14 protein-coding genes are annotated in these 13,974 nt (G+C 67.1%); 9 read left to right on the top strand and 5 right to left on the bottom strand.

Annotated elements, in window-relative coordinates; all coding sequences use genetic code 11:
* Positions 1 to 3 precede the first annotated feature (3 nt).
* The 8 genes from ACN9MV_RS24280 to ACN9MV_RS24245 all read left to right on the top strand — a co-directional run bounded on the left by ACN9MV_RS24280 (position 4) and on the right by ACN9MV_RS24245 (position 6,836).
* Positions 4 to 2,079 carry a carbon starvation CstA family protein gene (locus tag ACN9MV_RS24280; protein WP_426389873.1) on the top strand — a complete coding sequence of 692 codons (2,076 nt, stop codon included), beginning with the start codon at positions 4 to 6 and terminating at the stop codon, positions 2,077 to 2,079.
* Positions 2,080 to 2,083: 4 nt separating this feature from the next.
* Positions 2,084 to 2,290 (top strand): YbdD/YjiX family protein, encoded by a 207-nt coding sequence (locus ACN9MV_RS24275; RefSeq protein ID WP_093058085.1) that lies wholly within the window; start codon positions 2,084 to 2,086, stop codon positions 2,288 to 2,290.
* Between the two features lie 126 nt (positions 2,291 to 2,416).
* Positions 2,417 to 3,220: a class I SAM-dependent methyltransferase gene (locus tag ACN9MV_RS24270; RefSeq protein ID WP_093080652.1), complete on the top strand. Its 804-nt coding sequence runs from the start codon at positions 2,417 to 2,419 to the stop codon at positions 3,218 to 3,220.
* 157 nt (positions 3,221 to 3,377) lie between these two features.
* The gene (locus ACN9MV_RS24265; RefSeq protein WP_093058086.1) at positions 3,378 to 3,797 is read left to right on the top strand and encodes a sel1 repeat family protein; all 420 of its coding nucleotides are present in this window, start codon (positions 3,378 to 3,380) and stop codon (positions 3,795 to 3,797) included.
* 99 nt (positions 3,798 to 3,896) lie between these two features.
* Complete coding sequence (locus tag ACN9MV_RS24260) at positions 3,897 to 4,586, top strand: hypothetical protein (RefSeq protein ID WP_426389870.1); 690 nt, start codon at positions 3,897 to 3,899, stop codon at positions 4,584 to 4,586.
* Positions 4,587 to 4,608: 22 nt separating this feature from the next.
* Positions 4,609 to 5,271: a phosphoribosyltransferase gene (locus ACN9MV_RS24255; RefSeq protein WP_426389868.1), complete on the top strand. Its 663-nt coding sequence runs from the start codon at positions 4,609 to 4,611 to the stop codon at positions 5,269 to 5,271.
* A gap of 149 nt (positions 5,272 to 5,420) precedes the next feature.
* Positions 5,421 to 6,035, top strand: coding sequence for a hypothetical protein (locus ACN9MV_RS24250; RefSeq protein ID WP_426389866.1), 615 nt, complete (start codon positions 5,421 to 5,423; stop codon positions 6,033 to 6,035).
* A gap of 66 nt (positions 6,036 to 6,101) precedes the next feature.
* Entirely contained in the window at positions 6,102 to 6,836 is a 735-nt protein-coding gene (locus tag ACN9MV_RS24245; RefSeq protein WP_426389864.1) for a hypothetical protein, read from the top strand.
* Positions 6,837 to 6,865: 29 nt separating this feature from the next.
* Here ACN9MV_RS24245 and metC read toward each other — a convergent pair whose 3' ends face one another.
* The 4 genes from metC to ACN9MV_RS24225 all read right to left on the bottom strand — a co-directional run bounded on the left by metC (position 6,866) and on the right by ACN9MV_RS24225 (position 11,438).
* Positions 6,866 to 8,080: a cystathionine beta-lyase gene (metC, locus tag ACN9MV_RS24240; RefSeq protein ID WP_426389862.1), complete on the bottom strand. Its 1,215-nt coding sequence runs from the start codon at positions 8,078 to 8,080 to the stop codon at positions 6,866 to 6,868.
* A 34-nt stretch (positions 8,081 to 8,114) separates the two neighbouring features.
* On the bottom strand, positions 8,115 to 9,125 hold the full coding sequence (locus tag ACN9MV_RS24235) for a Bug family tripartite tricarboxylate transporter substrate binding protein (RefSeq protein ID WP_093058090.1): 1,011 nt from the start codon (positions 9,123 to 9,125) through the stop codon (positions 8,115 to 8,117).
* 55 nt (positions 9,126 to 9,180) lie between these two features.
* Positions 9,181 to 10,761 (bottom strand): rhodanese-like domain-containing protein, encoded by a 1,581-nt coding sequence (locus ACN9MV_RS24230; RefSeq protein ID WP_426389860.1) that lies wholly within the window; start codon positions 10,759 to 10,761, stop codon positions 9,181 to 9,183.
* Between the two features lie 86 nt (positions 10,762 to 10,847).
* Positions 10,848 to 11,438, bottom strand: a complete 591-nt coding sequence (locus tag ACN9MV_RS24225; RefSeq protein ID WP_093058092.1) for a cysteine dioxygenase family protein — start codon at positions 11,436 to 11,438, stop codon at positions 10,848 to 10,850.
* 106 nt (positions 11,439 to 11,544) lie between these two features.
* On the opposite strand from ACN9MV_RS24225, the gene ACN9MV_RS24220 reads away from it, so the two are divergent.
* Positions 11,545 to 12,423, top strand: a complete 879-nt coding sequence (locus ACN9MV_RS24220) for a LysR substrate-binding domain-containing protein (protein WP_093058093.1) — start codon at positions 11,545 to 11,547, stop codon at positions 12,421 to 12,423.
* 15 nt (positions 12,424 to 12,438) lie between these two features.
* On the opposite strand, the gene ACN9MV_RS24215 is transcribed toward ACN9MV_RS24220, so the two are convergent.
* Complete coding sequence (locus ACN9MV_RS24215; protein WP_426389857.1) at positions 12,439 to 13,962, bottom strand: diguanylate cyclase domain-containing protein; 1,524 nt, start codon at positions 13,960 to 13,962, stop codon at positions 12,439 to 12,441.
* Positions 13,963 to 13,974 lie beyond the last annotated feature (12 nt).

Genomic DNA, 13,974 nt, shown 5'->3' with positions numbered 1-13,974 from the left:
CGCATGCACAGCATCCGACGCCATCTGGTGTGGCTGGTCGTGGCCGTGGTCGGCGCTTTCGCGCTAGGCACCGTGGCCCTGACCCGAGGCGAAAGCGTCAACGCCCTCTGGGTGGTGGCCGCCGCGATCTGCACCTACCTGATCGCCTACCGCTACTACAGCCTCTTCATCGCCGACAAGGTGCTGGGCCTGGACGGCAACCGCAAGACGCCGGCGCACCGCCACAACGACGGCCTCGACTACGTGCCGACCGACAAGAACGTGCTGTTCGGCCACCACTTCGCGGCCATCGCAGGGGCCGGTCCGCTGGTGGGCCCGGTGCTCGCCGCGCAGATGGGCTACCTGCCCGGCCTGCTGTGGATCCTGGCCGGCGTGGTGTTCGCCGGTGCGGTGCAGGACTTCATCATTCTCTTCATTTCCACGCGGCGCGACGGCCGCTCGCTGGGCGACCTAGTCAAGCAGGAGATGGGCGTGGTGCCCGGCATGATCGCGCTGTTCGGCACCTTCATGATCATGATCATCATCCTCGCGGTGCTGGCGCTGATCGTGGTGAAGGCGCTGGCCGAATCGCCGTGGGGCACCTTCACGGTGGCTGCGACGATTCCGGTGGCGCTGTTCATGGGCGTGTACCTGCGCTACATCCGACCGGGGCGCATCGGCGAGGTGTCGCTGATCGGCTTCGTGCTGCTGATGCTCGCCATCTTCGGCGGGCAGGCCGTGAGCCAGAACCCCGAATGGGCGCCCCTCTTCACCTTCGACGGCAAGGCGCTCACGTGGATGCTGGTGGGCTACGGCTTCATCGCCGCGAGCCTGCCTGTGTGGCTGCTGCTGGCGCCGCGTGACTACCTGTCGACCTTCTTGAAGATCGGCACGATCATCGCGCTGGCCATCGGCATCGTGTTCGTGATGCCCACGCTGCAGATGCCGTCCATCACGCAGTTCGCGCAGGGCAACGGCCCGGTGTGGTCGGGCAGCCTGTTCCCGTTTCTCTTCATCACCATCGCCTGCGGCGCGGTGTCGGGCTTTCATGCGCTGATCTCCTCGGGCACCACGCCCAAGATGCTCGACAACGAGCGCCATGCGCGCTTCATCGGCTACGGCGGCATGCTGGCCGAATCGTTCGTTGCGGTGATGGCATTGGTTGCGGCCTCGTGCATCGAGCCGGGCATCTACTTTGCGATGAACAGCCCCGGCGCGCTGGTCGGCACGACCGCGCAGCAAGTGGCGGCCACGGTGTCGAGCTGGGGCTTCGTGATCACGCCCGAGATGCTGGTGCAAACCGCCAAGGACGTTGGCGAAACCACCATCCTCGGCCGCGCAGGCGGCGCACCGACGCTGGCCGTGGGCATGGCCCACATCCTCCACCAGGTGATCGGCGGGCAAGCCATGATGGCCTTCTGGTACCACTTCGCGATTCTGTTCGAGGCGCTGTTCATCCTTACGGCTGTGGATGCCGGCACCCGCGCGGGCCGCTTCATGCTGCAAGACCTGCTGGGCAGCTTCGTGCCCGCGCTCAAGCGCACCGATTCGCTGCCGGCCAACCTCGTTGCCACGGCGCTGTGCGTTTCGGCCTGGGGCTACTTCCTGTACCAGGGCGTGGTCGATCCGCTGGGCGGCATCAACACGCTGTGGCCGCTGTTCGGCATCTCCAACCAGATGCTGGCCGCCGTGGCGCTGATGCTGGGCGTGGTCGTGCTGTTCCGCATGAAGCGCGAGCGCTATGCGTGGGTGGCCATTGCGCCGGCAGCATGGCTGCTGGCGTGCACGCTCACGGCCGGCTGGCAGAAGATCTTCTCGGCCGACCCGAAGATCGGTTTTCTCTCGCACGCTGCGAAGTACACCGACGGCATCGCCAACGGCGTGCTGGTTGCACCGGCCAAGACGCCCGAAGCCATGTCGCGCATCGTGTTCAACGACCGTCTCGACGCGGCGCTGTGCGCGCTCTTCATCTTCGTGGTGCTGAGCGTGCTGGTGTACAGCATCAAGGCCTGCCTCGCGGCGCGCGCGGCCAACCGGCCGACCACCAAAGAGACGCCGTTCGAGCCCGTGGGCGCGGCAGCCGCAACGGCTGCTCACTGACGCCATGGGCCTCGCATTGCCGGAAGCCGGGCGCTACTTTGCGCGCTCGCTCAAGCAGTCGCTGCGGCTCATGGTCGGGCTGCCCGACTACGACGCCTACCTGACGCACATGGCGGCCACCCACCCTGACCGGCCGCCGATGAGCTACGAGGCCTTCTTCCGCGAGCGGCTGGAGGCGCGCTACGGGGCGGGCAAGGGGCGCTGCTGCTGAGCCTGGCGCGGCATTGCGTTACAGGTATTTCCGATCGAAGCCCCGTCTCTAGGGATGTACTGGCCGGTTCCCGGGGCCTAGAGTCCCGTCCATGTCCGCAGCCTTGTGGCTGGCATGGAGGGCGATATGTCCCAGGATCCGTTTGCAGAGTTCAAGGGCCGCCAGCGCGAGATGTGGTCGACCTTTGCGCCGACCGCCATGTTCACGACCCCGGTGGCTGGGCATCTCGTCAGGTTCGCGCAGGTAGCGCAGGGCGAGGCGGTGCTGGACGTCGGCACCGGAACGGGCGTGGTGGCCATCACGGCGGCGCGCCGGGGCGCACGCGTCACGGGGCTCGACCTGACGCCCGAGCTGCTCGAAGCCGCGCGCGACAACGCCGGCGTCTCCGGGCATGGGGACATCACCTGGACCGAAGGCGATGCCGAGAACCTGCCGTACGCCGATGCCTCCTTCGACGTGGTGCTGAGCCAGTTCGGCCACATGTTCGCGCCGCGTCCGGAAGTTGCCGTGGCCGAGATGCGCCGCGTGCTGAAACCCGGCGGCCGCATCGCCTTCGCCACATGGCCGCCGGAGGATTTCGTGGGGCGCATGTTCGCCTTCATCGGGCGCAACTCGCCGCCCCCTCCGGCCGGCGCGTCGCCGCCGCCGCAATGGGGCAACCCGGGCATCGTCGCGGAGCGCCTGGGACCGCACTTCGAGGCGCCGTTCTTCGGGCGCGGCACCATGCAATTTCCGGCCCTGAGCATCGAGCACTTCCGCTTGTTCCTCGAGCGCTCGGTCGGCCCGATGCGCAAGCTCGTGGAAGGTCTCGCGGGCGATCCGCAGAAGCTGGCGGCACTGCGGTCCGAGTTCGATGCGCTTGCCGAGCCGTACTACGTCGACAACGTGGTGCACCAGAACTACCTGCTGACGCGCGCGCGGGCACGCTGAGCGCCGCCGGGCCGACACGCCGGGGCCGTTGCAGGAGTTGCCGCATCGAGCCGTCATTGGGCTCAGGCGCCGACTGAGGCGGCCTGTGTCAATTCCAGCTTCTTTCTTTGGCGCGGCGGCGCGACGATGTCTTCCATGTCAATCGTGGAGAACATCGATGCAACCCGAATTCAACCAGCTTGCCGGCCTGTCGTTGCGCTGGCGGGTCTTGCTCTCGGCGGCGCTGCTCCTGGCGGCCGCGCTCTGCGCGGCCAGTCCGCTGGACGCCGGCACGCAATTGCAGGCCGAGCAGCGCTTCCAGCTCGCGCTGGAGGCACAGGCCGCGCGCGACTACCGCTCGATGCTCGAACAACTGCGCCAGGCGGCCAACGAAGGCCATGCCGAGGCGCAGGAGATGCTCGGCATGGTGCTGATGACCGGCCCCGCGCTCTACGGCACCGCCGTGAAGGCCGACCGCTGCGAGGCGGGCATGTGGATGCGCCGCGCGGCGGTGCAGGGCAGCGAAACGGCGAAGGTGCAGCTGACCTTCCTGAACCGGCTGCGCGCCTCGCCTGCGGGGAAGAGCGCCTGCGGCTGAATGCGTAGTGCCTGATCGCGGCCATGCTTGCGCACTGGTCGCACAATGGCGCATGGCGACGAGGGCGTGCTGTCGCCCTCGACACAAGGACCGTCCTCCATGCGCAACGTGCTCGATTTCAGTTCCTGGCAAGGCCTGCTCACGACCCTGATGGGCCTGGTGCTGGTGTCTGTCGTGGCGGTCGGCATACGCCTGCTCGTGATGCACAGCGTGCAGCAGCGTCGCGAGCGCCAGAACCGGCAGATCAACGAGCGGCTGAAGACGCTCATTGCGGCCTACAAGGTGCTGGGCGGTTCGTTCACCGGCGACCTTGCCGTTGACCCCAGTCATCTGCGTGAGCTTCGGCAACGTGCCGGGGCTGCGGCGGCAGAGGATGCGGCTGCTCATGCAGACGTGTCCGCATCGGACCGCCGTCGCCGCATCCGCGATGCAGTGGAAGCCGCGCTGTCCGACGTGATCCTGCTGGGCACCGAGACGCACGTGCGCCTCGCCGCCAAGGCGGCCAGCGACATGGTCGCGGGCCGCACTGTCGAGACGGCAGAGCTGGTCGTGGCGCTGCGCACTTTCATCCGCGACGTGCTGGACCTCGATCCAGTCCCTGCAGAACTGGGCATTCCCAGGCAAGGCCCCGTTCGGGCGAAAGGCACGCCTGCGCGTGGTGATCGTGGCGAAGGAGCCGGTGGTGGGCGTGGTGGCAGTGCGAAAGGTGGCGGCGGTGGCGGCGCGGGGATGCGGTCCGAGACCGTTCTTGAAAGCAACGACGCTCACGCGCCGGGCAGCCGCGAATGAAGCGCGAACGAAGAGGGATGCGATGTTCAAGGATCGCTCCGATGCCGGCCGGCAACTGGCGTTATTGCTGAGCCAGTACTGCGATGCACAGCGCTGCATCGTGCTCGCACTGCCGCGAGGTGGCGTGCCAGTAGGTGCCGAAGTGGCACGCGCGCTGCACCTGCCGCTCGACGTGCTGGTCGTGCGCAAGCTCGGCCTGCCCGGCCATGAGGAGTACGCCGCCGGCGCCATTGCAGTCGGCGGCATTCGCGTGACGGGCGAAGAAGCGCCCGGTATGGCGCGCACATTGAAACGGGAGCAGCGCGAACTGCAGCGGCGCGAGCGCGAATACCGGGGCGATCGCGCGCCGCTCGACCTGCATGGCATGGCGGTCCTATTGGTGGACGACGGACTGGCGACCGGCTTGTCGATGCGCGCAGCGGTGATTGCTGCAAGGGCACTCGGCGCAGCCTCGGTCATCGTGGCCGTGCCCCTGGGCAGCGCGTTCGCGTGCCATGCGCTGCAGACACCGGCCGACCCGTCAGCGCTGACCGGCATCGGCAGCATGAGCCCCGCCATGACCCATGCCGACGAGGTGGTGTGCCTGCACACGCCAGAGCCCTTCTTCGCCGTCGGTGCCTGGTACGAATCGTTCGAGGCGCCCAGCGACGAAGAGGTGCGGCAGGCGCTGGCTCAATGGCGCTGATGATCTTTCTTCCCCGACGCCTCCGCACCGTAGACTCCTGTGTCACCAAAGAGTGGAGCGGAGTGATGGCCCAGAGAGAAGTACACAACGGGAGAGTGAGGCGAAGCGCCTTCCGCTCCGCAATGCGTGCGGGAGCATTGATTTCATGCGTGGCGCTGCTGGTTGCTACTGCCTTGACACTGACAGGCTGTGCATCGCATGACCCGAATCTCAAGCGCATTTCGGGGGATTCCATCGAACTCCACGAGAAGCTGATGTTTTCCGCCATCGCAGGCGCAGCGCCCGGCGTGCGGTACTACCACGGCTTGTTGCCCGGCACCTACAAGGCCACCATGGAAGACAAGGCCGGTCGGTACTACTTCGGCAACGGTGCCCTGCTGGTGCTTGGCGGTCAGCAGAATGCCGATGGCACTACGGAGGAGCCGCTGGCTGTCGGCGGTTTCTGGCTGGCGAAGGACAAGGGCGCATCTCCGCCAATGCGCCTGTTCTACCTGCCGAAGTTCCGGGATCAGGGCACGATGGTGAACGGCGTGATCGTGAACACCATTGTGCAAACTCCGGGGCTCTCGGTCGGACAGGCCGGCATTGCCGGTGCGCTGGGTGGTGCGATTGCCGGGGCGATCGTCGAGAGTGGCGCCGTGGGGTATGGCCCGAAGAACGGGGAGCCGATCTTCGTTCCCTTCAAACAGGTGCCGGATGAGAGTCTGCTCTTCACGCAAGCTGTGGCTAGCCGTACCCCGGCCAAGGCGGAAGAGGCGCGTTGAGACAGGAAGTACCTACAGGCAATGAAGAACGCACTCTCTTGACCAACGAAACCGAGTCTGGCGCCGATGCCCATCCATTCATTTGCCGCAACCGACCTCGTCTTCGATCACCAGAAACTCGGCGTGCTTCTGGTGTTTCCGACAGAGCAACTGCCTCAGGCGCGGCTTCGTCCCAGCCCGGTCGACCTTGAGGAACTCGTCGACAGCCCGCATCCCTATCTGCGTGAAATGGCCGAACAGGCCTTGCAGCGGGACAACGGAATCAAGAATGCTCTGGACGCGATCGCGAGCGAGTTCGAATTTGCTCCGCTCCCCACGCTGAAGCGATGGTGTCAGGCCAACGGCTTTGCGGCGCTTGCCTCGGAGTTAGGGCAACTGCCTGTCGCGGCGGCGGAAGGCACCTTCAAATTCAAGGGCTACCTTCCGACCAGGATCGATGAATCGGCAGCAACACGCTACGCCGCGTTGCTTCTCCTCATGGCTGTGCGTGCGATCTTCTTTGGCGAGCGAAGAGGTCTGGATCAGATCGTCGGTAGCGTCGAGGCCAAGGGCTGGCGCTATGCCCGTGTGCTTCCAGAAGACTCTGCGCTCGTGGTCAGCGGCTTTATGACGCTGTCCGAACATTTTTCCGATCTGGGGATGGCGACGGTGCTCCGCTCATGCGCTCAGCGAATAATCGATGCTGTTCATCCCGAAGACAGACCTGTCGCTGCGCTCGCAATCACTTATTCGTTGCTGGTGTCGACCGGTCGTTCCGCATTGGCCAAGAATCCTCAGCTACTTCTGAAGTTCGCTAGCTGAAGAATTCAGAGCTTCTTTTCGGTCGAGTGCTATGCCTTCTGCGTCGGAGCACTCATCGCATCGAACCCACGCGCCAGATCCGCCGTCAGATCCTCCGGCGCCTCCAACCCGATGTGCAACCGCACAACCGCCCCGCGCTTGCTCCAGTCCGTCACGCTGCGCGCCGCGCGCATGTTGGTCCATGCCACCAGGCTTTCATAGCCGCCCCACGATGAGCCACGCCCGAACAGCGTGAGCGCATCGACGAAGCGCTCGACCGCGGCGCTCTCGATGCCGGGCTGCAGCTCGATGGAAAGCAGCCCGTTCGTACCGCTGCAATCGCGCTTCCAGATATCGTGCCCCGGATGCTGCGGCAGTGCAGGGCAGAACACGGTCGCCACTTCAGGCCGCTTCTCCAGCCAGCGCGCCACGTCCAACGCATGCCGCTCGTGCATCTGCAGCCGCGCCGACAGCGTGCGCATGCCGCGCAGCACCAGCCATGCGTCGTCGGGGCTCACGGTCATGCCGAATGCGTCGCAGCGCTCGTTCAGCGGCCGCCACGCGGCTTCGGTCGTGGCGACTGTGCCCATCATCACATCCGAGTGGCCCGAGAGGTACTTGGTGGCGGCCATCGTCGAGATGTCGGCGCCCAGCGCCAGCGGCCGGTACTGGCAGCCCGAGCCCCAGGTGTTGTCCGCCGCGAGCAGCGCGCCGCGCGCGTGCGTCAGCTCCGCGAGCTTCGGCAGGTCGCACATTTCGTAGACCAGCGAGCCAGGGCACTCCGCGTACACCAGCCGCGTGTTCGGCTCGAACAGTTCCTCGATGCCGCTGCCGTCCGCCGCGAAGAACGAACTGCGAATGCCGTACGGCTCAAGAAACGAATGCACGAGGTTGCGCGTGGGCTCGTACACGCTGTCTGACATCAGCACATGGTCGCCCGGCTTCAGATACGACAGCAGCAGCATGCCGATGGCCGCGAGGCCGGTCGGAAAGAGCCGCGTGCGGTAGGCACCTTCGAGTTCGCTCACCGCGTCTTCCAGCGCAAAGGTGGTCGGGGTGCCGCGTGCGCCGTAGCTGAAGATGCGTTCGTCGTCGCGCCGCGCGCGTGCGTCGCGCATTGCGCCCACGCTGTCGAACAGCACGGTGCTCGCGCGCACCAGCGGTGTGTTGACGGGCGCGCCACCGGCATAGGAAGGCGCCTTGCCGGTGCGCGTGAGCCGGGTGTCGAGGGAGAGTCCAGGGAAGTCTTTGTGCGAGTTGGACATGGTGTTCAAGCGTTGGCCAAGCCTCGATGGTGCGTCAATCTGCCTTCGCACCGGAAAGTTTGACGATGCGCGACCAGCGGTCGATGTCCTGGCGCAGCTGCGCCGCAAAGGCTTCGGGCGAATTGGCCACCACTTCACTGCCACCGTCGTTCACGAGCTTGGTCACCTCAGGCATGCGCAGCGTGCGCACGATGGCTTCGTTCAGATAGGCCACGCGCTCGGGCGGTGTGCCGGCCGGTGCGAAGAAGCCGTACCAGTCTTCGAAGCGTGCACCGGCATAGCCCAGTTCCTCGAGCGTCGGTGCATTCTTGAAGACGCCGATGCGGCGCGGGCTGGTCACGGCCAGCACGCGCAGCTTGCCGTTCTGCACCAGGCCCGCGACCGAGGATGTCGAGGTCACGAGCACGTCGACCTGTCCGCCGAGCAGGTCTGTGAGTGCGGGGCCGGCACCCTTGTAGGGAACGTGCGTCATGGCGATGCCATCGTCTTTCGACAGCACCACGCCAACGAGGTGCGACAGCGTGCCGTTGCCCGGCGTTGCATACGTCACCTTGCCGGGGCTGGCCTTGGCCTTGGTGGCGAGGTCGGCGAAAGTCTTGAGCGGCGAGTTGGCATCCACTACCAGCGCGAGCGGCGCGGCGTTGATCTGCGTGATGGGAATGAAGTTCTTGATCGGGTCGAAGCCGGGCGCCGCATACAGCGTGGGGTTCACGGCCATGATCGACACCTGCGAGGTGAGCACGGTGTAGCCGTCGGGCTTGGCGTCGGCCACGGCCTTGGCGCCGATGTTGCCGCCCGCGCCGCCGCGGTTGTCGACCACTGCCGCCTGTCCCATGATTTCCGGCAGGCGCGTGGTCACGAGGCGCGCGGTTGCATCGTTGCCGCCGCCGGGCGGGAAGGGCGAGATGAACTTCACCGTCTGCGACGGATAGCCGTTGCGCGGCGCGAGCGGTTCGGCTGTGGCTGGCTGCAAGACGAGCGCCGCGAGCCATGCGGCGGCGACTGCAAAACGGGCAAGGTGCGGGATGCGGCTGGCGAACGACATGACGGAACTCCTGGAATAGGAACGGACAAGGACGAACAGAAAGCGAAAGCCGGGCTCAGGGGTGCGATGCGGCGGTGGGAAGGCGGAAGGCGGCTCGCTCCTGCGCGTCGAGCTGCGCGACGAGGCCGGTCTCCCATGCGAGGTAGCGGCGCGCGGCTTCCTTGTTGCCGTCGTGCCGGTCGTGCACGAAGAACAGGTAGTCGATGCAGTCGCTGTCGGCGGGCAGCGCGGGCGTGGCCTCGACGGGCAGTCCTGCGGCGCGCCATGCGGCCATACCACCGGCCAGCAGCAGCGGCGCGGGCGAGTGGCCTGCGAGCTCGGAGGCGGCAGCCCATGCCGCAAGCGGGGCATCGTCGGCGACCAGCACGAGCTGGCGGGTCTCGCTCTTCACGTCGCCTGCGAGGCGAGGGCGAATCGACCAGCGCGCCTGCGGGATATGGCCGGCGCGAAACTGCATGCTGCCGCGCAGGTCGATCACCGCCACCTCGTTGCGCTCGATGCGCGCAGAGAGGGCCTGCGCATCGATGGTGGCCAGTGCGGGTGCACCCGGCGCTGCAGCAGGCGCGAGCGAGAGGCCACTCGCCAGCCCGCCCTCGAGCACGCTCGCGTCATGCCCCATCTGCCGCAGCCAGCTCGCGATGGTCGGTGCGCGCACGCCGTCGTTGTCGAACAGCACGAGCCGGGCACCGCGCACGCCGAAGTACTGGTCGCCTGCCTGCATCAGTTGGCCGCCGGGCGTGTGCTGCGCGCCGGGCAGGCTGCCGGCCGTGAATTCTTCCGGCGTGCGTACGTCGCACAGGAACAGGCTGCGGCTCGCATCGGCGGCCCATTGCTGCACGGTCTGCGCGTTCACCGCCGGCACGTCGAAGCGGGCGGCCAGCGCTTTCGCTGCGGGGCGCAGGTCGGTGTTGCCGCTGTCGTCCGCATAGCGCCGCGTGCCGCCATGCTCCAGCGTGTGGTCGCCCAGGTACCAGCCCTGCGTGCCGTTCTCCAGCGCATAGACGGGGTTGGGCAGCCCGAGGTTGATGAGCGTCTGCGCGCCGATGATGCTGCGCGTGCGGCCCGCGCAGTTGATGACGATGGGCGTGGTGGTGTCGGGCGCCAGCTGGCGCACGCGGTAGGCCAGCTCGCCGTTGGGGCAGCAGGTGGCGCTGGGGATGTTCATCTTGTGGAACTCGCTGACGGGGCGGCCGTCGAGCACCACGACCTTGTCCTTGCGCGCCAGCATCTCGGCGAGCTGGTCGGCGCTGACGCGGGGCGTGTGATAGACCTCTTCGGCCAGCTCGCCGAAAGTCTTCGAAGGCAGGTTGACGCCCGCGAACAGCACGTAGCCCGCGGCCTTCCATGCGCGGGCGCCGCCTTGCAGCACGTGCACGTCGGTGTAGCCCAGCACGGCCAGCCGCGCGGCGGCGCGTTCGGCCACATCGGCATCGCCTTCGTCGTACACCACCACCCGCACGCCGCGGCGCGGCACGAGGCGCGGCGCATCGATTTCCAGCCGGCTGAAGGGCAGGGGAATGCCGTAGAACAGATGCGCCTCGCCGTACTGGCCGTGCTCGCGCACGTCGAGCAGCGCGATCTCGCCGCCGTCGTGCAGCCAGGATTTGAGGGTCTTCGGGTCGATGAAGGAGGTCATGAGAGCAAGTCGTTGGGACGAACGAAGTCCTGCGAGGCCGCAGCGCGCGGCCCGCATGAGGAAAAGGAAGGCCGGGAAGGGAGCGCTTAGCGGCGCGTCTGCACGCCGATGCCCATGGTCTGGTACGTGCCTGCTGCCAGGTCGTAGGCGGTGCGCTGGTTCAGCGTTTCGAGCGCACGGCCGTACATGTGCAGGTGGCGAATCACTTGCTCGCCCTGGATCTCGACCGAATGGATGTCTTCAGGCATCAGCGCGATGCCCTTGCCCGGCGCGACGACGACCAGTTCGGTCTGCTTCAGCTTGCCCACGCCCGGCACGTTGCCGTCGTCGGTGCGCTCGTACACGCGGTTGTGCTCGGTGCCCTCCACGGCTGCGATGCAGGCCCAGGTCGTGTGGTTGTGCGGCACGATCTTCTTGCCCGGGCGCATCACGTTCAGGTACAGCGCGTAGCTCTGGTCCGGGTCTTCGGCGATCAGGTAGCGGGCCTGGTGCTCGCCGGCCTCGGGCGGCGGGAAGTCGGCGGCGCCCCAGTATTCGGTGTGCGCGGCCAGGTCTTGCAGCGAATCGAGCACCACGTCGAGTTTTTCGCGGGTGGCTTCAGCGCCGCCGATGGCTTTCTTCATGTCGGCGATGGACGCCTCGACGGCCTGGCGGCGTTGCTCGGAAGGGGTGCTCATGCAGTTTCTCCAGTGGGGTTGCCTGTTTGGTGTGCATTCACTGTAGTGACGGGGGCGTGACGCAACAATCCAAGCAGAGCAGGAAACACATCAATAAAATTAATGTATGCCCACGCTCGATCTCGAACTGCTGCGCTCTTTTGCGGCCGTCGTCAGCCTCAACAGCTTTGCGGCGGCGGCCGTGCACCTGGGGCGCACGCAGTCGGCCATCACGCAGCAGATGCAGCGGCTGGAGGAACAGATCGGCCATCCGCTGTTCGCCAAGCAGGGGCGGCAGAAGCGGCTCACGGAGCACGGCGAACGGCTGCTCACCTACGCGCATCACATGCTGGCGCTGAACGACGAGGCGCTGCGCAGCCTGCGGCAGGGGCAGCTCGAAGGCAACCTGCGCATCGGTGCGCCGCACGACGTGGCCGAGACCATGCTGCCGTTGCTGCTGACCGAGGTGGCGCGCACCTCGCCGCTGCTGCAGCTCGACATCCACATCGGCCGCAGCCCCTATCTCATGACATCGCTCAAGAGCGGCGAGGTCGACATGATCATCTCCAACCGCGCCGACGAGCAGTCGCAGTTCGAAGGCGTGGTGCTGCGCACTTCGCCCACCGTGTGGCTGTGCGCCGCGAGCTACGTGCACGACCCGACGAAGCCGGTGCCGCTCATCATGGCGGACGGGCCCAGCATCTTCCGCCGCATCGGCCACGAGGCGCTCGACGCGGCGGGCGTGGCCTGGACGCCGCGCTACACCTCGTCGAGCCTGATCGGCATCAAGGCCGCATTGCGCGCGGGGCTGGGCGTGACGGCGCGCGGCGTGGAGCAGCTCGACGCGGGCTTGCGCGTGCTGGGCGCGGGCGACGGCATGCCGCGGCTACCCGACCTGGCGTACTACCTCTATGTGCGCAGCCATGTGGTGAACCCGGTCACGCGGCAGGTGTTCGAGACGCTGAAGAAGCACCTGCGGCTGCCGCGTACCGACATGCCGGCGTAGGGCTCCTGCTGTCGCCTACATCATTGCGTAGCTGCCGCGCCCGCCCTGCTTGGCCCGGTACATGGCCTTGTCGGCCGTGGCGAGCAGGTCTTGCGGCGTTTCGCTGCCGCTGCCCAGGGCGATGCCTATCGACACGCCGATGACCATGCTTGAATGCTCCAGCTGCAGCGGTTGGGCGATCGCGTCGATGCATCGCCGTGCCAGCGTCAATGCGGCCTGTTCCGCGGGCTCTTCGAAGTCGGTGGCCAGCAGCACGAATTCGTCGCCGCCGATGCGCGCCACTGTGTCTGTGTGCCGCACCAGGGCCCGCAGCCGGTGCGCGATTTCCCCGAGGGCCTTGTCGCCCGCTTCGTGGCCGAATGTGTCGTTGAGGTCCTTGAACCCGTCGAGGTCCAGGTAGAGCACGGCTACCTGCTGCGCGCGCTGCCTGGCATGGACCAGCGCCTGTTGCAGCCGCTCGTCCAGCAACTTGCGGTTGGGCAAGCCTGTCAATGTGTCGTGGTGGGCCAGGCGAGCCAGCGCCTCCTGGTTGTCGAGCAGCTTGGCCAGCAGCCGGTTGAAGGCTTGCGTAAGGTGCCCGATTTCGTCATTGCGCACCACCTGCAGCGGCGTCAGCGCGAGCTCGCCGCGGGTCATGCGGTCGGCCTGGTCGGCGGCGCGCAGCAGTGGCCGCAGCAGCCACGCCATGATCAGGCCGATCACGACGAGCACCGCCGTCACGGCGGGCGCGCGTTGCTGCAGGATGAAGGTCTGCATGCGCGACACCGGGGCCAGCGCTTCCGACACGGGTAGCCTCGCCACCACGAACCAGCCGCTGTTCGGCACCGAGGCAATGGCGGAGATTTCTTCGATGCCCTTGGCGTTGCGCGTCGTCCCACTGCCGCGAAAACCCGCCATGGCGCGGTCGTGCAATGGGTTCACGCCGTCGGGCGGGGTCGGCGTGAGGGACATCGAGACGTCCGTGGAGGCGACGAAGATGCGGTCGCGCGGCGAGATCACCAGGATGCCGCCGGCCTGGCCCACGCGCCCCTCCTGCAGGTGGTCGAGCAGGCCATCGGCCGAGAGGTCTGCCGTGCCGAGCAGCACGGCGACCACCTGGCCGGCACCGTTGCGGATGGGTGCGGCCATGGGCAGGGCCGAGTGCTGAGAAGCCGTGGACCGTGGGCGGCCTACCGCGCGCTTCCCGGCGGATGCGGCTGTGAATTCCGGACCGCCCGTTTCCAGCTGTACGGCGCTGTCGCGCCCGTCGAGTCGTTTGCCGGTGACATCGGTGACCACCAGGCCGAGGGGGAAGAAGGCGCTCAGCGCGCTGCGTTCCGCCAGCCATGCATGCAGCTGCTCGGGCTGCGCCAGGAGTTCCGGCGGCAGGGCGCCAGCCAGGCGCTCCAGGAACGACAGCCGTTCGTCCAGGTAGTTGTCGACATCGCGGGCCACGTAGGCGGCCAGCGCCATCTGCTGCGTCGCCACCGATTTCGTCAGGTCTTCCCGCAGGAAGCGGGTGAGCTGGATGTAGCTGGCGGCGGTGCCCACGACTGCCATCGCCAGACCCAT

The organism is Variovorax sp. R-27 (assembly GCF_049913215.1).
GTDB lineage: Bacteria > Pseudomonadota > Gammaproteobacteria > Burkholderiales > Burkholderiaceae_C > Variovorax.
Note: the sequence above shows the minus strand (reverse complement) of the source record. Positions and strands in the feature narration are given on the sequence as shown.